The 17,750-nt window shown below is 62.1% G+C and carries 16 protein-coding genes; 7 read left to right on the forward strand and 9 right to left on the reverse strand.

Annotated features, from left to right (window positions below):
- Positions 1-22: 22 nt before the first annotated feature.
- Positions 23-502 carry a DUF4179 domain-containing protein gene (locus FJ959_RS08060; protein ID WP_140629406.1) on the forward strand — a complete coding sequence of 160 codons (480 nt, stop codon included), beginning with the start codon at positions 23-25 and terminating at the stop codon, positions 500-502.
- A 44-nt stretch (positions 503-546) separates the two neighbouring features.
- Here the strand turns inward: FJ959_RS08060 and FJ959_RS08065 are convergent, their stop codons facing one another.
- Positions 547-2,871: a PAS domain-containing sensor histidine kinase gene (locus tag FJ959_RS08065; protein WP_140629408.1), complete on the reverse strand. Its 2,325-nt coding sequence runs from the start codon at positions 2,869-2,871 to the stop codon at positions 547-549.
- Between the two features lie 243 nt (positions 2,872-3,114).
- Between FJ959_RS08065 and FJ959_RS08070 the strand changes: the two genes are divergently transcribed.
- On the forward strand, positions 3,115-3,528 hold the full coding sequence (locus tag FJ959_RS08070) for a hypothetical protein (protein WP_140629410.1): 414 nt from the start codon (positions 3,115-3,117) through the stop codon (positions 3,526-3,528).
- Positions 3,529-3,629: 101 nt separating this feature from the next.
- On the opposite strand, the gene pepN is transcribed toward FJ959_RS08070, so the two are convergent.
- Positions 3,630-6,275 carry an aminopeptidase N gene (gene pepN / locus FJ959_RS08075; RefSeq protein ID WP_140629412.1) on the reverse strand — a complete coding sequence of 882 codons (2,646 nt, stop codon included), beginning with the start codon at positions 6,273-6,275 and terminating at the stop codon, positions 3,630-3,632.
- A gap of 282 nt (positions 6,276-6,557) precedes the next feature.
- On the opposite strand from pepN, the gene FJ959_RS08080 reads away from it, so the two are divergent.
- On the forward strand, positions 6,558-7,460 hold the full coding sequence (locus FJ959_RS08080) for a DMT family transporter (protein WP_224617863.1): 903 nt from the start codon (positions 6,558-6,560) through the stop codon (positions 7,458-7,460).
- A 9-nt stretch (positions 7,461-7,469) separates the two neighbouring features.
- On the opposite strand, the gene FJ959_RS08085 is transcribed toward FJ959_RS08080, so the two are convergent.
- From FJ959_RS08085 to FJ959_RS08095, 3 genes are all read right to left on the reverse strand, one after another.
- Positions 7,470-8,273, reverse strand: coding sequence for a helix-turn-helix transcriptional regulator (locus FJ959_RS08085; protein WP_140559443.1), 804 nt, complete (start codon positions 8,271-8,273; stop codon positions 7,470-7,472).
- 48 nt (positions 8,274-8,321) lie between these two features.
- A complete protein-coding gene (locus tag FJ959_RS08090; RefSeq protein ID WP_140629415.1) occupies positions 8,322-9,194 on the reverse strand; it encodes a uracil-DNA glycosylase in 873 nt (290 codons plus the stop codon).
- 109 nt (positions 9,195-9,303) lie between these two features.
- Entirely contained in the window at positions 9,304-9,948 is a 645-nt protein-coding gene (locus FJ959_RS08095) for a hypothetical protein (RefSeq protein ID WP_140517982.1), read from the reverse strand.
- A gap of 220 nt (positions 9,949-10,168) precedes the next feature.
- Between FJ959_RS08095 and FJ959_RS08100 the strand changes: the two genes are divergently transcribed.
- Together FJ959_RS08100 and FJ959_RS08105 are read left to right on the forward strand one after the other, a co-directional pair.
- Positions 10,169-11,848 carry an electron transfer flavoprotein-ubiquinone oxidoreductase gene (locus FJ959_RS08100; protein WP_140517983.1) on the forward strand — a complete coding sequence of 560 codons (1,680 nt, stop codon included), beginning with the start codon at positions 10,169-10,171 and terminating at the stop codon, positions 11,846-11,848.
- A gap of 139 nt (positions 11,849-11,987) precedes the next feature.
- Positions 11,988-12,581, forward strand: coding sequence for a DUF922 domain-containing protein (locus tag FJ959_RS08105; RefSeq protein WP_140567710.1), 594 nt, complete (start codon positions 11,988-11,990; stop codon positions 12,579-12,581).
- 13 nt (positions 12,582-12,594) lie between these two features.
- On the opposite strand, the gene FJ959_RS08110 is transcribed toward FJ959_RS08105, so the two are convergent.
- The 4 genes from FJ959_RS08110 to FJ959_RS31595 form a co-directional block, all read right to left on the reverse strand.
- Positions 12,595-13,605 (reverse strand): endonuclease/exonuclease/phosphatase family protein, encoded by a 1,011-nt coding sequence (locus tag FJ959_RS08110; RefSeq protein WP_246678905.1) that lies wholly within the window; start codon positions 13,603-13,605, stop codon positions 12,595-12,597.
- Between the two features lie 160 nt (positions 13,606-13,765).
- Positions 13,766-15,226: an AMP nucleosidase gene (locus tag FJ959_RS08115; protein ID WP_224617604.1), complete on the reverse strand. Its 1,461-nt coding sequence runs from the start codon at positions 15,224-15,226 to the stop codon at positions 13,766-13,768.
- A gap of 101 nt (positions 15,227-15,327) precedes the next feature.
- Complete coding sequence (locus tag FJ959_RS08120; protein ID WP_140494649.1) at positions 15,328-15,522, reverse strand: hypothetical protein; 195 nt, start codon at positions 15,520-15,522, stop codon at positions 15,328-15,330.
- A gap of 53 nt (positions 15,523-15,575) precedes the next feature.
- Positions 15,576-15,734, reverse strand: a complete 159-nt coding sequence (locus tag FJ959_RS31595; RefSeq protein WP_181171930.1) for a hypothetical protein — start codon at positions 15,732-15,734, stop codon at positions 15,576-15,578.
- 583 nt (positions 15,735-16,317) lie between these two features.
- Between FJ959_RS31595 and FJ959_RS32460 the strand changes: the two genes are divergently transcribed.
- Together FJ959_RS32460 and FJ959_RS08130 are read left to right on the forward strand one after the other, a co-directional pair.
- Positions 16,318-16,986: a hypothetical protein gene (locus FJ959_RS32460; RefSeq protein ID WP_140629421.1), complete on the forward strand. Its 669-nt coding sequence runs from the start codon at positions 16,318-16,320 to the stop codon at positions 16,984-16,986.
- Between the two features lie 12 nt (positions 16,987-16,998).
- Entirely contained in the window at positions 16,999-17,490 is a 492-nt protein-coding gene (locus FJ959_RS08130; RefSeq protein ID WP_140629424.1) for a hypothetical protein, read from the forward strand.
- Positions 17,491-17,750 lie beyond the last annotated feature (260 nt).

Below are 17,750 nucleotides of genomic sequence, written 5' to 3' on the forward strand. Positions count from 1 at the left end.
GACGATGCAACAGGAGAAGACCATGAGAAAGACAACCAAGCTCGCGTTCGCCTTCATCGCGTTGGCAGGAGCCGTCGGCACTGCGGCCTATGCCGAGAACATCGACAGCGCAAACATGCGTGAGCGCACGATGATGCGCCTCAACAAGGCGATGAAGGACAATGACGGCACCATCAGCTTCGACCAGTTCTCAAGCGTCATGGATTCGCGGTTGAAGAAGCTGGTCGCCGACAATGGTGGCAAGCTCACGGTGGAGCAACTCGCCGCAGCGCTGGAAAAGGCCCGCTTCGAGCACATGGCCAGGCGCATCATCGCGCGTTACGACAACAAGGGCGACGGTACGCTGAAGACGGACGACATCGCCAGTCGCGACAAGAAGCTCTTTGCCCTGCTCGACAAGAACAACGACGGAAAGATCAAGAAGGGCGAACTGCCAAAGGGCGGCCGCTTTGGCTTACACCGTCAGTGGGATGACGAAGGCGACGACGGCAGCATGCAATAACGCCTTCCGGCACGGGCTTCGGCGACATCGCCGGAGCCCGTTGCTTAAGCCGCGACCTTGACCACGGGCGTCGCCTTCTTCACCGGAATGCGCACCGACACGATCGTGCCGACACCTTCGGTTGAGCGGATTTTCAGGGCACCGCCTTGCAGTTCGGCCAAAGAGCGCGAGATGGCGAGGCCGAGGCCGGACCCGGCATGGCTCTTGGAGAACTGGTTCTGCACCTGTTCGAAGGGCCGTCCGAGCTTGCCGAGCGCCTCCTTCGGGATGCCGCAGCCATTATCCTCGATCGTCAGCACCAGCGCCCCTGAGGTATTGCGGGCCCTGACCGATATGTGGCCGCCTTGGCCGGTGAATTTCACTGCGTTGGACAAAAGGTTTATGACGATCTGCTTGATCGCTCGGCGGTCGGCAAACAGCGTCAGCGCGTCGGCGATGTGGGTCTCCACGGTGATCGCCTTCTGTGCGGCCTGCAGCGAGACGACCCTGACCGTCTCGCTGATCAGCGGGCCGAGATCGATCTCTTCGCGGTCGAGCGAGAATTGGCCGGCCTCGATTTTCGACATGTCGAGAATGTCGTTGATGACGCCCAGGAGATATTTGCCACTGCTGTTGATGTCGGTGGCGTATTCCTCGTAGCGCTCCGATCCCAGCGGGCCGAACAGCCCCTGTTCCATCAGCTCGGAGAAGCCGATGATGGCGTTCAAGGGCGTGCGCAGTTCATGCGACATGTTGGCCAGGAATTCGGATTTGGCCCGGTTCGCCGCTTCGGCGCGCTCGGTTTCCTTCATGTATTTGCGGTTGAGCTCGACCAGTTCGCGCGCGCGCTCCTCTTCGGCCCGGCGGGCGAGGCTGAGATCGTGTATGGTCGCCATCAGCCGGCGCTCGCTGTCGACCAGCTTTTCTTGATGCAGCTTGATCTGGGTGATGTCGGATCCGACCGAGACAATGCCGCCGTCGCGGGTTCTGAGTTCGTTGACCTGCAACCAGCGGCCGTCGGCCAGCTGCCGTTCGAACGTCGCGCCGCCCTGCGGTCCATTGCTGTTGGCAAGCCGCCGATCGGAAGCGAAAGCGAGCATGCGCTCTTCCAACGTGGCGCGCACGGCGCCTGGCATCACGTCACGGTCCGAAAGGCCATTGTCCTTCTGGTATTTGGAATTGCACATGATCAGCCGCTCGGCGGCATCCCACAGCACGAAGGACTCGTTGATGTTCTCGATCGCCGTCCTCAGGCGCAAATCGGCTGCCTCGGAACGAAGCGCCAGGTGACGCTGCTCGGTGACGTCGACGGCGATGCCGATCAACTGGATTTCGGGTGCTTCCGGATCCATGACCTGCGCCCTTGCGCGCATCCATACCCACTGCCCGTCGGCATGCCGCATCCGGAACACCTGATCGATATGATCGATCTCGCGCGCGACGATCTTGTTGGCGAGCTGGAACAAGTCGCCATCATTGGGATGGATGATCTCGTCGACCTCGCCGAAGGACAGCATCGTGTCGCATGGCTCGTAGCCCAGCATGTCGTACATCGAGCGCGACCAATACATCTTGCCGCGCACCATGTCCCAGTCCCACAAGCCGCAGCGGCCGCGTACCAGCGCCATGTCGATGCGTTGATGCGCTTCGAGATAGATGCGGTCGGCCGCCTGCGCGCGCGCCGCCTGGCCGAAATAGGCATAGAGGATGATGATCAGCACGCCGGCCGTCAGTACGAACAGCGTCACATTCAGCGAGACTGTCTTGCGCCAGGCGTCGAAAACCGCGTCCTGCGGCACCAGCGCCGCTGCCGCGCCTTTGCGACCGTTCGTCAGGCTGACCGCTGCATACCAGTCCTGCCCGCCAATATCGACCTCCATCACTCCGGCGCGGTCGCCGAACATGAACAGAGGCTGGCCGCCCTGGGCGAGGCTATCCAGCGAACGGCCTTGCCAGGACATCGAGCGCGGCGTCACCGCGGTGATCTTGAAGGCGCTGTCGGTGATGACAAGAACGTGGCCGCGGCTCATCGCGCCCTGGCGGCTGGTCGTTTCCAACAGGTCCTGGATGGCGCCCGGCGCGGTGTCGGACGTGATGGCCAGCGAACTCGCCAGTTGACCGGACGCCAGCATCAGGATCGCCTTGGCGTTGCGCTCGATATCGTCGCGTTCGTTCATCAGCGACAGGACGCGCAGCGCCGCGATCGCGATCAGGAAGATGACGATGAGAGCCGGTATCGATCGGCGCAGCAATGGCTCCGCCGCCAGAAGCCGCTTGTAGGCCGGTTCGGCGATGAGCCGCGTATTCCCGGCAAGGCCGTCGCCTCGCGGCGTCTCGCGACGCGCAAAAGCTATCCCTCCGGGCGCGCCCCACGCGTCCGCCTTCGCCATAAATGGCACTCCCCGATTTGCCTATGCTTGATGATCCGGTAAACGCCGCACTTCCGAATCGCCATTAAAGAATCAAAGGTGATTCGCCTTGTCCAGTGGTCCGGCGAAAAAAGATTAAAAATCGACTAAAATAGCGGCTTTTCCGCCAACCGAGCAGAGGCATGCGATGGCGATTACCGTGGAAAGGGAATAATATTAGAAATCACGCATATTCCGTGCGGGATTGCACATCGGGAGGAAAGCATGAATCGCAGAACTGCAATTGCTCTCGGCGTGTCAGCGGCAGCGGTAACGCCTTTGTTCGCCCTGGCGGCGTCGGTAAAAACGAGGACATACGGCCCGAAGGAGGGCAACGAGATTGCGCCCGGCATCAGAGTGGTGGAGGTAGGCACGGGAAACTCAGACATTCCTGCCTACAAAAGCATCTCAATCGTCGATGTCGTGTTTCAGCCCGGCACACATGCGCCGGCGATGGTGATGGACAACGACATGGTATGCACCATCACTGCGGGCGAATTCACGATCAAGAAGGCCGACAAGGAGTTCAAGCTCAAGGAAGGCGACATATACACTTGCGCCAAGGGCAAGACCGACGAGGCGACGAATACGAGCGCCGAGGTCGGCGTGCATCGCATCGCCATGTTGATACCCGCGTAGGGAGGCGGGAATCCGTTCGAGCAGCAGAAGCACAGCCTGACGGGCCGGTGGCGTTGCCTTGGCATTGCCGCCGACCACCATGGTGGCCGCTTGGGTCTGGCTCACGCCAGCGTACGCTCGACGATATCGCTTAAATCCGCCGACAGGTTTTCGGCATTGGCAATCGAAAGCAGCGCTTCCCTGGCCTTGGCCTGCCGGCCAGGTTCGAGCGAACGCCACGACCGGAGCGCCGTTGCCAACCTTGCCGCCACCTGCGGATTGCGTTTTTCGACCTCGAGCACGGTCTGCGTGAAGAATCGGTAGCCTTCGCCGTCGGCGCGGTGGAATCCGGTCTGGTTGGCACTGGAGAATGTGCCGATCAACGAGCGCACCCGGTTCGGATTGGCCATCGAGAAGGCCGGATGCGTGGTCAGGGCGCGAACCGTCTCCACCGCCTGCGGACCGGGTACGCTGGCCTGAATCTGGAACCATTTGTCCATCACAAGCGGGTCGGACGCATATGTCGCTTCGAAAGCCGCCAGTGCCTTGTTTGCCTCCGGCGAACCATGGTGGCGGTGCGCGAGCACGGTCAGTGCCGCCGCGCGGTCAGTCATATTGGTGGCCGACCGGAAGTGCTCCGCCGCAAGCCCGGCGCCATCTGACAGCAGCGAGAGATAATCGAGCATGACGTTGCGCAGCGCCCGCCGTCCGGCGGAAGCTGCGTCCGGGCTGAACGGGCCGGCGTCGGCAAGCCGCTCGTAGAGGCCGGCGAACGCGTCGCGGCTAGCCCTGGCGATTGCCAGCGCCAGCGCCTCGCGCGCAGCGAAGATGGCGTTGGGTTCGATGTTTTTGCCGATGTCGCGCGCTATGTCGGTCTCGCCCGGAAGCGAAAGCGCCAGCGCCCGGTAGGCCGGCTCCAGCGTCTCGTCGCTCGCGATCCTGCCGGCAAGCTCGGTCAGCCGCGCGGTGAAGCCAGGCTCGGCGCCGTCGAGAATCTGGCGGAAGGCCAAGATCAATGCATCCGTAAGCAGCGTGTTGAAGGTCTGCCAGCGCGAGAAGCTGTCGCTGTCGTGGCCGGCAAGGAAGAATTGGTCATCGGTCTTCTGCTCGACGGCAAGCGTTATCGGCGCCGAGAAGCCACGGTTCAGCGAAACCGCCGGACGCTCGGCGACGCCTGAGAAGCGCACCACATGCCGGCGCTTGCGGATGTGGATGATGCCGTCCTCGACGCTGGCGCCGTCGACCGTGTCATAGGCGACCGGCTCGCCACCGGCGCCAATCAGACCGAAGGCGAGCGGTATGTGCATCAGTCGTTTGCGGCTTTCCGACGGGGTCGGCGGCACCGATTGCTCGATTTCCAGAGTGAATTCCCGCTCCGCCCGGTTATAGGTCGAGCTCACCGCCAGGTTAGGGGTGCCGGCCTGATGGTACCAGAGCGCGAATTGCGACAAGTCGCGGCCGGACACCTCCTCGAACACTGTCAGGAAATCCTCGATCGTCGCCGCCGTGCCGTCGTGCCGCTCGAAATAGAGGTCCATGCCGGCGCGAAAGCTATCAGGCCCGAGGATGGTACGGATCATGCGCACCACCTCCGAGCCTTTTTCGTAGACGGTCGCCGTGTAGAAATTATTGATCTCGCGATAGCGGCGCGGCCTGACCGGATGCGCCAGCGGCCCCTGGTCCTCGGGGAATTGATGCGCGCGCAGCGTGCGTACCTCGGCGATGCGCTTGACCGCACGCGAACGTTGGTCGGCGGAGAATTCGTGGTCGCGATAAACGGTCAGCCCTTCCTTCAGGCAAAGTTGGAACCAGTCGCGGCAAGTGATTCTGTTGCCTGTCCAATTGTGGAAATACTCATGCGCGATGATCGCCTCGATATTGGCGAAATCGGCGTCCGTCGCGGTCTCCCGGTCGGCCAGCACATATTTGTCGTTGAAGACGTTGAGGCCTTTGTTCTCCATCGCCCCCATGTTGAAGTCGGACACGGCGACGATGTTGAAGACATCGAGGTCGTATTCGCGGCCGAATGCCTCCTCGTCCCATTGCATCGATCGCTTCAAGGCATCCATGGCGTAGCCGGCGAGCTTCTCCTTGCCGGGCTCGACATAGATGCCGAGCTCGACCGTGCGGCCGGACATGGTGACGAAACTGTCGGCGACCCGGCCGAGATTGCCGGCGACCAGCGCGAACAGATACGATGGCTTGGGGAAGGGATCGTGCCAAATGGCATAGTGCCAGCCATCGCCGAGATCGCCCTTGTCGACCCGGTTTCCGTTGGACAGAAGCAGCGGCGCCTCGTCGCGGCGGGCTTCGATCCGCACGGTGTAGACGGAAAGGATGTCGGGGCGGTCGAGGAAATAGGTGATGCGGCGGAAGCCCTCTGCTTCGCATTGCGTGCAATAGACGTTGCTTGAGCGGTAGAGGCCCATCAGCGCTTCATTGCCCGACGGCGCCAGCTCGGTCTCGATCGACAGCCGAAAGCGACGCGCCGCCGGGGGCCTGAGGATGGTCAGTCGGTCGGGCGTCACGGCAAAATCCGTCGGCTTGGCTTTCCTGCCGTCGATCTCGACGCGCCTGAGCGTCAGCCCGTCGCCATCCAGCACAAGCGGCGTAGAGGCCGCGACGCCATCCCGGCGCTCGACGGTCAAAATTGCCGTGACGATCGTCGCGCCTGGCGAAAGACGGAATTCAAGGTTCGTTTCCGGAATGAGATAGTCGCTGGGGCGATAGTCTTCGAGTTTGAAGACCTGGCCAGTGTCGGTGCGCATTCCTTGGTTCCTGTCTTTCCGGGCCTGTCCTGCCCGTCCAAAATTTTGAAGTCCGCGCTCTTTACACGAACCGGCGGCTCGACAAAACTGCGACAAGGTCTATTCAGACCTTCCTTTCCAGCATCGCGAGGCAGTCATGGCCGCCGTCTACGACGTCAGGCATATCGAGAGACCGGCAACGCCGGCGCGCACCTGGGCAACCACGCGGGAAGCGGCGGGAGCGTGACAGCAGGCCGCGACAACAGTGACAATACCGTAGGGCACAACACGCTCACCGGCATTATGCTGAAGATCGTCTCGGTGGCGGTCTTCGTCGGCATGTCGACCTGCATCAAGGCGGCGGGCACTGTGCCGGCGGGACAGATCGTCTTCTTCCGCTCCTTCTTCGCTATCTTTCCGATCATTGCCTTTCTGGCTTTCAAGGGAAATCTCGGCACGGCTTTCAGTACAAGCCGTCCGTTCAACCACATCGCGCGCGGCGTCGTCGGCGTCTGCGCCATGGGGCTCGGCTTCTTCGCGCTGACGCGGTTGCCGCTGCCAGAAGCAATCACGCTGAATTACGCCCAGCCACTGTTGGTGGTGGTGTTCAGCTCGATTTTCCTCGGCGAAGCCATTCGTGTCTATCGCTGGAGCGCGGTCGCCGTCGGCCTCGTCGGTGTGCTGATCATCTCCTGGCCGGAGCTGACGCTCCTGAGTTCCGGCGAGGCGCTCGATGACCAGGAGGTGCTCGGCGTCATCGCGGCATTGATAGCGGCGGCGATTTCGGCCGTCGCCATGCTGCTCGTGCGCAATCTCGTGCAAAGCGAGCGCACCGCCACGATCGTGCTTTGGTTTTCGGTCACCGCGAGCGTCATGGCGCTGCTGTCGCTGCCGTTTGGGTGGCAGGCGCTGACGCCGGGGCAGGCGGTCCTTCTTGTCGCCGCCGGCTTCTGCGGCGGCCTTGGCCAGATCCTGATGACCTCGGCTTACCGCCATGCCGAGGCATCGGTGGTGGCGCCGTTCGAATACACCTCGATGATCCTCGGCGTCTTGGTCGGCTATCTCGTCTTCGGCGATGTCGCCACGCTGAACACGCTGACCGGCGGTCTGATCGTCGTTGCCGCCGGCATCTTCATCATCTGGCGCGAACGTCAACTCGGCCTGGAACGCACCCGCACGCGCAAGGCCGCCCCGCCGCAGGGGTGATCAGCACCGTTAGGCCCGCTCTTTCGCCAATCTTACCAGCGCCGTCCGCGTCTGCTCGTCGGCCGGAAAGAAGGACTCGATCGCCAGCTCCGACAGCGTCACGTCCAGCGGCGTGCCGAACACGGTGATGGTGCTGATGAACGACAGCACCTGATCCCCATGGGCAAGCCGCAGCGGATGCACGATGCCGCTCGGCTCGACCCGCGCCGGCCGCCCACTCTTCAGGCCGGAGGGATAACCGCGCAACTCACGCTCCAGTTCGATCAGCACCGGATCGCCTGACGCGTCGTTCTGGTGCTTCAGGCGTTCCAGCAGGTGCGCCCGCCACTCCGCGAGATTGACGATGCGCGGCGCGACACCTCCAGGGTGCAGGCTGAGCCGCAGCACGTTGACTGGCGGCTTGAGCAGCGAGGGCTCGGAAACGTCGGCCAGGAACGGCCCAATGGCAGCGTTTGCCGAAACGAGGTTCCAGTGCCGGTCCACCGCGAGCGCCGGGAACGGCTCGTGCCCTCGAAGCACCGTCTCGACCGCCGCCATGGCCGGTGCCAGCGAAATGTCGGTCAGCGGCCTTTCGCTGAAGCTCGGCGCAAAGCCCGCCGCCAGCAAGAGCTGGTTGCGCTGGCGAAGCGGGATCGAAAGCTGCTCGGCCAAGTGTAGCACCATGTCGCGCGACGGCGCGGCCCGCCCGCTCTCGACGAAGCTCAGATGCCGCTGCGAGATATCGGCTTCCGTGGCGAGGTCGAGCTGGCTCATCCGGCGTCGCGTGCGCCATTCACGGATGAGGCTGCCGGCGGAGGTTTGAGGAGATATCATGAGGGCATGGTTAGGGCGACGGCAGGCGCATTTCAATTACCCGCGAGGTCATGGAGAGGTGAGCGCTCTTAGCTTCGCCTTCACCTCGAGAAAATCCCGCCAAGCCAGCTTCTTGTGCGCCGGCGTCCTCAGTAGATAGGCCGGGTGCAGCGTCGGCATCGCCGGAATAACGACGCCGGACGCTGTCGTGTGGGCGCGCCAGTTGCCGCGCAGCCGCAAGATGCCTTCGCTCGTATTCAGAAGGGTTTTGGCCGAGGGCCCGCCGAGATTGACCAGCACCTTCGGCTTGACCAGTTCGATCTGCCTTTCGATGAACGGCCGGCAGATCTCGGTTTCGTGCGGCGTCGGCGTGCGGTTTCCCGGCGGCCGCCAGGGGATGACATTGGCGATGTAGACGGATGTCCGGTCTAGCCCGATCGCGGCCAACATGCGGTCGAGCAGCCGGCCGGAGCGGCCGACGAAGGGCAGGCCTTCTATATCCTCGTCACGGCCGGGCGCCTCGCCGACCAGCATCACCGATGCATCCGGGTTGCCGTCGGCAAAGACCAGGTTCTTGGCGGTGAACTTCAGGTTGCAGCCGTCAAAAGTCGACATGTGCTGGCGAAGCTCGTCCAGCGTCGAGGCAGCCGAGGCCAATTCACGCGCCAGCGCCGCCTGCGCCTCGTCGGGTACCGCCGAAATGGGCGGGCGCGCCGGCGGAGCGATAGGCACGGCGTTCGCATCGAGACGCGGTTGGGCGGGCCGCTCCGGTGCTCTGCTATCGCTCGGCGCGGCAGCCGGCATCCGCTCCGCCGGCTTGGGCGCGGCTTCCGCGAAGCGGTTCACCGGCGCGTCCTCCAACGCCTCGTCGACGCCCGCGCTGGCATAGAAGGCGAGCAGCTCGGCGATATCAGGTCGGCTGTTTGGGGAAGCGGCAGTCATGGCGCCACCATCGTTCGACTGGTCGCATATTGCAAGTTGGTGATTGGGGACATTGGCACAACCGGGCAATGACGGCCTGTCTGTGGCAGCGTCATACGCTCACCGCAACCTAACCCGTCGGTATGCGCGGGTCCTGCACCAGATAAAAGGTCCAGCGCGGCGTATAGTCGGTGATCAGGAATTCGAACCTGGCGGTCTTTAGCGGGTCGACCTTGCCGTTCTTGAACAGCAGACGGTCATACGGTTCAAAATCGCGGTCGAAATCGGCAAAATTGCTCGACCAGATATTGTCAGGCGTCTTGTTGCGCTGGTCGAACGAAAGCCCGTCGCCGAAGACGCTCGGCTGATTCAGGACCTCCTGAAGCTCGAACTGGAATTCGATCCAGGCCTGGCCGCTGTTGTTGAGCACGTCCAAGCGCAAATACATGATGCCGTTGGCGAACTCGCCCGCCTTGCCGAACGCCTGGATCGGCTTGGTTGCACGGATGGTCAACGTCACCGGCGTCGCTGAATTCAGCTCTTCGGTGATGACGAGCGGATCGTCCTTGGTGCCGGTGCCGGAAGCGCCGGTGATTTCGAACCCGCCAAGCTCGTCGGAGAAGGAGTAGGCACCGGTGGCCCAGACCTTCACCTCGTCTGCAAAGGCATGGACCGGCGCCAGCAGGGGGAGGGCCGAAAGGAACGCCCGGCAGGCCCTGCCGGGCGTCGATGGGAAGCGCGTTGATGAGAAGCCGGCTGGCCCAGGAATGCGCATGGTGCGAAGTATGGCCGATAAGCAAGCCGTCGAACAATTAAAAACGTACGCGTTGCGGGCAGGCCGGCGCAAAACGGGTGTCCTTCGGCACGATGCGCGACTTTTTGGCCAAATCCGCGTTGTCACAGACGCGCCGGTTTCCTGTCGCGACTTGATGCGCTATGCAGCGCATGAGCCAGCAAGATACGCGCAATAGCGACAAGCCAGTGCGGAGGGGTTGATGAGCGATATCGAACGCGAAAGCATGGAATTCGACGTGGTGATCGTCGGTGCGGGCCCGGCCGGCCTCGCCGCCGCCATCCGCCTGAAGCAAGTCAATCCCGAGCTTTCCGTGGTCGTGCTGGAAAAGGGCGGTGAGGTTGGCGCCCACATCTTGTCAGGAGCCGTCGTCGATCCAATCGGCATCGACCGGTTGCTGCCGGGCTGGCGCGACGAACAAGACCATCCATTCAAAACGCCGGTCACGGCGGACCATTTCCTGGTGCTTGGCCCCGCCGGCTCTTTCCGCCTGCCCAACATGATGATGCCGCCTCTGATGAACAATCACGGCAACTACATCGTCTCGCTTGGCAATGTCTGCCGCTGGCTGGCCGCCAAGGCCGAGGCGCTCGGCGTGGAAATCTATCCGGGGTTCGCCGCGGCCGGCCTGCTCTATAACGAGGAAGGCGCCGTCACCGGTGTTGTCACCGGCGACATGGGCGTCGAAAAGGATGGCACACACGGCCCGGGTTTCGCGCCGGGCATGGCGCTGATGGGCAAATATGTGCTGATCGGAGAGGGCGCGCGCGGCTCGCTCGCCAAGCAGTTGATCGCCAGGTTCAGGCTTTCCGAGGGCCGCGAGCCGGGCAAATACGGCATCGGCCTCAAGGAACTGTGGCAGGTCAAGCCGGAGAAGCACAGGCCGGGTCTCGTCCAGCACTCCTTCGGCTGGCCGCTCGATCTCAAGACCGGCGGCGGCTCTTTCCTCTATCATCTGGACGACAATCAGGTGGCGGTGGGCTTCGTCGTCCACCTCAATTACAAGAACCCCTGGCTGTCGCCGTTCGAGGAGTTCCAGCGCTTCAAGACCCACCCGGCGATCAGCGGTACTTTCGAGGGCGCCAGGCGGTTGGGCTATGGCGCGCGCGCGATTACCGAAGGCGGTTGGCAGTCGGTGCCGAAACTGTGCTTCCCGGGTGGCGCGTTGATGGGCTGCGCCGCCGGGCTCGTAAACGTCCCGCGCATCAAGGGCTCGCACAATGCCGTGTTGTCGGGAATGCTGGCGGCCGAGCATGTCGCCGAGGCAATCGCCGCCGGCCGCGCCAATGACGAGCTCTCCGCTTACGAAGCCGCGTGGCGGGCGACAGACATCGGCAAGGATCTGAAGAAGGTGCGCAACGTCAAGCCGCTGTGGTCGCGCTTCGGCACCATCGCCGGCGTCGCCATCGGCGGCCTGGACATGTGGCTGAACACTTTGTTCGGCTTCTCGCCCTTCGGCACGCTGAAGCATGGCAAGGCCGACTACGCCACGCTAGAGCCCGCCGCGAAGCACAAGAAAATAAACTATCCCAAGGCCGATGGCGTGCTGACCTTCGACCGCTTGTCCTCGGTGTTCCTGTCCAACACCAACCACGAGGAAAACGAGCCGGTGCATCTGCTGGTGGCGGACATGGAGCTGCAGAAGCGTTCCGAGCATGACGTCTTTGCCGGACCTTCGACGCGCTACTGCCCTGCAGGCGTCTACGAATGGGTCGACAAGGACGGCAATGCCGCTGCCGATCCGGCGGCCAAGGACGTGCGCTTCGTCATCAACGCGCAGAACTGCGTCCACTGCAAGACCTGCGACATCAAGGATCCGAACCAGAATATCGACTGGGTGCCGCCGCAAGGTGGCGAAGGCCCGGTCTATCAGAACATGTGAGCCGTGCCGGGCCAAGCCGTCACGAAGAACATGCGAGCAGCGGCGGACTTGTCTGTCGCCGTCGACCGCCTGCCTCGATCAAGCCCGTTGAAGCCTTCCGCCGAGTGTGGTCTGCTCGGCTCCGACAAAGGAGGCGGACATGCGCCTGACCAGCCCCACGATGCTCGCCATGGCCTTCATGCTGCTTTGCGCATCAGCCGCGTCGGCGGGCACAAAGCTCACCGTTCACATCCGCACCTACGATGTCGCTGGAAATACCGGAGCCGCCCTTGTCGAGGCGATGGACCGGCTGGGACCCAAGCACGGCTATATGACGCGCGCCATCGCCGAAACCGGTTACGCCGTGCATTGGGATCTCGATATTGTCCGGGAGGATGGAGCCTGCCATCTGCGGCAGGCCAACGGGACGCTCAACCTGACCTACACTTTCCCGCGGCTCTCGTCGGCAAGCCCTGTCCTGCGCGAACGTTGGGACCGTTTCATGATCGGCGTTCGCAAGCACGAGCAGACGCATGGCGGTATCGCGAGGCGTATGATGCGGGCCACCGAGGCCGCGCTTGCCGGCCTGCGGCGCCCGGACAACTGGTTCTGCACCGGCACGCATCTCGAGGCGCGGCGCCGGATCAAGGCCATCTATGTCGAATACGAAGCCAGGCAGAACGCTTTCGATGCGCGCGAGCATCGCGGCGGCGGGCCTGTCGAGCACCTTGTCGAAGCGTTGACCAAACCCTGAGAATGCCGAAGCATCAACCGCGCGGATTGTTTTGAAGGTCGCTCGCCGCGAGCGCGCTCTCATGCTCGTCATGGGGCAGCCTGTCGTCGGGGCGAAGCGAGAACTCCACGAGTACGGGAAGATGGTCGGAGCCGGTATCTTCCAGTCGCGTTGACGACAGAATGGTCACGCCGCCCTTGCTGAACGCCTGGTCGATCGGGAGGCCTGCATAGCGGCGCAGGAAGTCCGGCAGCTTCCGGTGAATCCAGGTCGACCCGGCCGACGGCATGACGGTCAGTCCGCCGAGAGCGGCGACGCGCCGCACCGCGGCGCTCCATGGCACCGCGTTGCAATCGCCGGCCATGATGGCGGTTTGGCCGAGCGATGAAAGCTGCTCCGAGAGTTCGCCGATCTGCCAATACTGCTCCCGGGGCCACGGCCAGCTGAGGTGGATGGCGGCGACGTCGGCGCTCCTGCCGCCGAAATCGATGGTCGCAATGGCCATTGCGCCCCGGAGCTCGCAATGTGGCGCGGTTCCGGCGACAAAGGGTCGCCGCGAGAGCAGCGCGACGCCGAATACGCCGTTGGGATAAGGACAGAGGATCCGGTATGGATAGGCGCTGGCGATGTAGCCAAGCTCCGTCGCCCACATCGCCGACACCTCGTCCAGGGTGATGACGTCGGGATTGGTCCGGCCGATCAGTGACAGCACTTTCTTCGGCGTCGGGTTGTCGTAGCGCAGATTCATCTGCAGCAGGCTGTAGACTACCTGGTCGGTGGGTTTGGCGACCGCCTGAACCGGCCACGGCCGAGGCAAGGCGGTTGAAGCGGTCGCAAGAGCGGCCACGGCAAAAACCAGAGCCGCGGCCCCTTGCAGGCGAAACGATGTCGCCAGCAGCGGCAGCGCGCAAACCGCCATCAGCACGGCGAGGTGGATGCGGAAATGCGAAAAGGAATCGAGCGCCGGGTGCAAGGCGCCGAAGAAGCCGGCCACCAGCGCGACCGAGAGCGTCATCATCACGGTGAATACCAGTGAAGCCGCCATGTCTCGACTGCGTTTCATCGGATCAGATCTGCATGAGTTGCCAGCGATGGTCCTCGCCCGGTTATCGGCAAAAATGCGGCTCAATCAAGATAGCGAATTGCGCGCAAGATGGCGAAATCGCCGGCAAGACGGCGAATGGCTCTGGCGGCGCGCAGATCGGCTACTGGAAGGCCGTTTCCGAAAAACTTCTGAGCTTGCGCGAATGCAGCCGCTCCATCGGCATTTCCGAAAGCTTTTCCATCGCCCGGATGCCGATGGTCAGGTGCTGCGCCACCTGTCGCTTGTAGAACTCGGTCGCCATGCCGGGCAGCTTCAGTTCGCCATGCAGCGGCTTGTCGGAGACACACAAGAGCGTGCCGTAAGGCACGCGGAAGCGGAAGCCATTGGCCGCGATCGTTGCCGATTCCATGTCAAGTGCGATCGCCCTCGACTGCGAAAGCCGCTGCACCGGTCCGCGCTGGTCGCGCAGTTCCCAGTTGCGGTTGTCGATGGTGGCGACAGTGCCGGTGCGCATGATGCGCTTGAGATCGTACCCGGACAGGCCGGTGACTTCGGCCACCGCTTCCTGCAATGCCACCTGGATTTCGGCCAGCGGCGGGATCGGCACCCAGACCGGCAGGTCGTCGTCCAGCACGTGATCCTCGCGCACATAGGCATGCGCCAGCACATAATCGCCCAGCGCCTGCGTATTGCGCAGGCCCGCGCAATGGCCGAGCATCACCCAGGCATGCGGCCTCAGCACAGCGATATGATCGGTGATCGTCTTGGCGTTGGAGGGTCCGACACCGATATTGACCATGGTGATCCCGCCATGGTTCGGCTTCTTCAAGTGGTAGGCCGGCATCTGCGGCAGGCGCTGCGGCGCCACCCCTTCGCTCGGGGCGCTCTGCCCGGCTTTGGTGACCACGTTGCCCGGTTCGATGAATTCGGCATATCCGCCGCCGCCATTCTCCATCAGGTCACGGGCGCGCGCCACGAACTCGTCGATATAGAACTGATAGTTGGTGAACAGCACGAAATTCTGGAAATGCTGCGGCGTGGTCGCGGTATAGTGCGACAGGCGGTGGAGCGAATAGTCGATCCGCTGCGCGGTGAAGGGCGCCAGCGGCCTTGGTTCTCCGAACGCCACTTCGAACGTACCGTTGGCGATCTGGTCATCTGTACCGTCGAGATCTGGCACGTCGAACAGGTCTCGGATAGGCCGCTGGATACGCTCGGCCGCGGTTCCGTCGACATGGGTGCCTTCGAGAAAGGCGAAATGCAGCGGGATCGGCGTTGTCGATTCCGAGACCGTGACCGCGACCCCGTGGTTGCGCATGATCAGACGCAATTGCTCGACCAGATAGCTTTCGAACAGGCTCGGCTGGGTGATGGTGGTGGAAAAATGCCCCGGCGTCGGCATGTGGCCATAGGCTTGGCGCGAATCGATCTGGGTGAACGAGTTGGTCGTGACGCCGATCTCCGGGTAGAAGGCGCGGTAGCGCTTGCTGCTGTCGCCGCCGGCGGCAAGCGCCGCGAAGGAGTCGCGCAGGAACTTGGTGTTGCGGTCATAAAGGGCTTGCAGCGCCGCGACGGCCTTTTCGGCGGTGTCGAAGCTTTGCCGGCCAAAAGGCTCGGGCATGACGACAGATTCGATGGCTTGGGGATAGATTCGCTTTTCCATGGCTCAATATAGAGATTTGGAAAGGCGGTTGGGAGGGGTGTCCCGATCGAAGGCGCAATTTATCCGCGCTGCAGGCTGACCAGCAGCACGAAACCGACGCCGGATTTCTTCAGTGCTGGCGCGTCGATCGTGGAACCGGCATCGGCACGCATCATCGGTACGGCCAGGACCGGCGCGGCAAGAAACGCCAGGATGAGCGCCGCCCGCGGCAGAAGCCGAACGGTTTTGAAGAGGTTGGCGGCGATGCGGTTCATGGTCTTTGCTTTTCTTTCGAGGTCTTGGTTTGGTCAGGTCTTTGGTTTCTGTCTCAGGGGCGAAGGGTGGTCGGGCAGGCGAGGCGGCAGGTTCTGGAACTGGCCTCGTCCCAGGAACGGGCCTGACGGCCCGCTTCGGCGACGAGGATGGCGAAGAACATTCCAAACAGGCTCACCAGCAGGCAGACGATGGTGAAGCGGCGGGCGAGCATTGGTCGTGTCTCCTTCAACACGCAGGAGAATGCCCGGGCACGACTGAACCGGCTCTGATGCGGACGTTCATCTGCCGTTCAAATCGGTTGATGGATTTTGAGGCGGCGCTGGCCATAAGGAGCATGGCTGCCGGCACAGCATGCCAGGATCATGAAACGAAAACGGGGCCCCCCGTTTTCATGTCGCAAGGATGGGGTCGATCAGAGCTTGTGCCAGATCAGACTTTTATTTTGCAGAATGTACGACATGTACGACGCGAAACACGGGCAAAGTACCTGTCCGTCCACCCAGACGGGTTGAGCCAAAGCCGTAGCAGTGGCCACGCGGGATAGGAGAGGACCCTGAGGTTTCCTAAGGGGCCACGGGGGGAAGAGGCTGGGCTCTATACGCAAATACCGAAACAGATTTTTTTAGAAAATGTCCGATACCTAATGTCAGTTCACTTTCTCGGACAAGCGTTCGCATAAACAGCCGTCCGCCCTTACGCCCATCGACCAACCTCAAGGTGTGCATAATCAGCATGATACCTGTCTTATCGAGTCGACTTCATGCTATTGAAATCCCGAGGGCAGGGGGTGAGATGTGGCGGACGATATCCATCGACTTGGAATAAAACTGAAGTTCGCTTACTCAGTCTTCGGTCTGTTTCTGGGCTTTACGTCGATAGTTGTCGGCGGGGCTCTCGCTCTCTATGGGGCGCTCGGTAAGACTTCCTTCGTAGCAAAGATGGTCGGGTTCGAAACGAGCCTTTCAGACGCACCTCCCGGTGTCGTTTTGTTTGTGGTCGGGCTCTTCATGGTTCGGTTCACGAAGTTCTCAGTTGTCGAGCATCTAAAGACAACTGAAGAGGTTCTCAAAAACAGCCTCCCGGCACCGATGGAATTCGCAGCAGTTGCGTCGCCCGTTGCTCCGGCAGTGACGTCTTCCGTTCCTCCAGAGCCGCCGCCAGCCCCTCCTGCGCCGGGGCCGTCACGAACCGGCAAATCGGCTAAAAACATTACGATGCGGGGCGGGGATGTGCTGACGAGAACAACCGAGCAAAGGATCGCGTACAAGCTTCGTCCTGAGAAGCCCAACGCCATGATCGCGACAGGGCCCAAGGCAGCCGCTGCGAAACCCGCGTCCAAACCCACAGCCGCCAAACCCACGCTCAAACCCACAGCAGCCGCTCCCAAACGCGCAGCCACCAAAGCCGCGTCTAAGTCTGCAACTCCCAAAGGTGCGTCAAAAAAAGGAAGAGCGAGAGGTTGAGCGGGTGTCGAGATGAACGTCGGAGGTTGGCTTAGCAAGAATGCTTTCGGGTGGTCGAAGTTATCGGCAGCAGAGAAGACTGCGATAAGAGACTTTCCGGTGTTGTGGGGCCTCTTCGAGCTTTCAGCTACCGGCAAGGCAGCAAATGTGAATTCTATAATAGCTACCGTGAATGGCCTGGCCCCGGTCGTCAATCCAAACTCCGTGGTCTTCACAGAAGCTTTGGTGTACTACCAAGATCGATTTTACCAGGGCGGCTATCAGACTAAGCATTTCCACGACCTTCGACTGACTAATCAGGCATGGCAGCAACACGTAAAGCCGGTCTTTGAAGGGGCTGTTGTCGATGGCCGTCAACGTCTCATTGCATTGCTGCTGATAATACACCGGCTGCGCAATAACTATCTGCACGGCGAAAAGGCAGTCTACGGATTTGCGGGACAGTTAGACAATTTCAGACACGCCAACCGTAGTTTGATGACGGCTATCCCACTTTGGCCGTAGATAGACGAGGGCGGTGACGCTATCGTGCGACGCCATGGCGTAATCAGTCCGCTGCTGAACACGGCCGTGCGCGCGTCTCAAGACCGTGCCACAGGCACATCGTCATTGTTCGCTCAGCACATATCGCCAATATCTTCTAAGCTCAATCTTCGTTGCCCAGATAGCCTTCTTCGCCGTGCGCATTGCGCCGTCGCATGTCCTCCTGTCAATCTGGTCGGGGCCGGAGATGATCACCCCATTCCTATCGTCATCGACGTAGA

The sequence above is a fragment of the Mesorhizobium sp. B2-2-4 genome (genome assembly GCF_006442375.1).
Taxonomy (GTDB): Bacteria; Pseudomonadota; Alphaproteobacteria; order Rhizobiales; family Rhizobiaceae; genus Mesorhizobium.

Coding starts and splice junctions, on each gene's coding strand:
- FJ959_RS08080 (WP_224617863.1), top strand. CDS start 6,558: ATGCTGAAGATCGTCTCGGTGGCGGTCTTCGTCGGCATGTCGACCTGC.
- FJ959_RS08110 (WP_246678905.1), bottom strand. CDS start 13,605: ATGGCGGCTTCACTGGTATTCACCGTGATGATGACGCTCTCGGTCGCG.
- FJ959_RS08085 (WP_140559443.1), bottom strand. CDS start 8,273: ATGATATCTCCTCAAACCTCCGCCGGCAGCCTCATCCGTGAATGGCGC.
- FJ959_RS08095 (WP_140517982.1), bottom strand. CDS start 9,948: ATGCGCATTCCTGGGCCAGCCGGCTTCTCATCAACGCGCTTCCCATCG.
- FJ959_RS08065 (WP_140629408.1), bottom strand. CDS start 2,871: ATGGCGAAGGCGGACGCGTGGGGCGCGCCCGGAGGGATAGCTTTTGCG.
- FJ959_RS08130 (WP_140629424.1), top strand. CDS start 16,999: ATGAACGTCGGAGGTTGGCTTAGCAAGAATGCTTTCGGGTGGTCGAAG.
- FJ959_RS08100 (WP_140517983.1), top strand. CDS start 10,169: ATGAGCGATATCGAACGCGAAAGCATGGAATTCGACGTGGTGATCGTC.
- FJ959_RS08070 (WP_140629410.1), top strand. CDS start 3,115: ATGAATCGCAGAACTGCAATTGCTCTCGGCGTGTCAGCGGCAGCGGTA.
- FJ959_RS31595 (WP_181171930.1), bottom strand. CDS start 15,734: ATGCTCGCCCGCCGCTTCACCATCGTCTGCCTGCTGGTGAGCCTGTTT.
- FJ959_RS08115 (WP_224617604.1), bottom strand. CDS start 15,226: ATGCCCGAGCCTTTTGGCCGGCAAAGCTTCGACACCGCCGAAAAGGCC.
- pepN (WP_140629412.1), bottom strand. CDS start 6,275: ATGCGCACCGACACTGGCCAGGTCTTCAAACTCGAAGACTATCGCCCC.
- FJ959_RS08105 (WP_140567710.1), top strand. CDS start 11,988: ATGCGCCTGACCAGCCCCACGATGCTCGCCATGGCCTTCATGCTGCTT.
- FJ959_RS08090 (WP_140629415.1), bottom strand. CDS start 9,194: ATGACTGCCGCTTCCCCAAACAGCCGACCTGATATCGCCGAGCTGCTC.
- FJ959_RS08060 (WP_140629406.1), top strand. CDS start 23: ATGAGAAAGACAACCAAGCTCGCGTTCGCCTTCATCGCGTTGGCAGGA.
- FJ959_RS08120 (WP_140494649.1), bottom strand. CDS start 15,522: ATGAACCGCATCGCCGCCAACCTCTTCAAAACCGTTCGGCTTCTGCCG.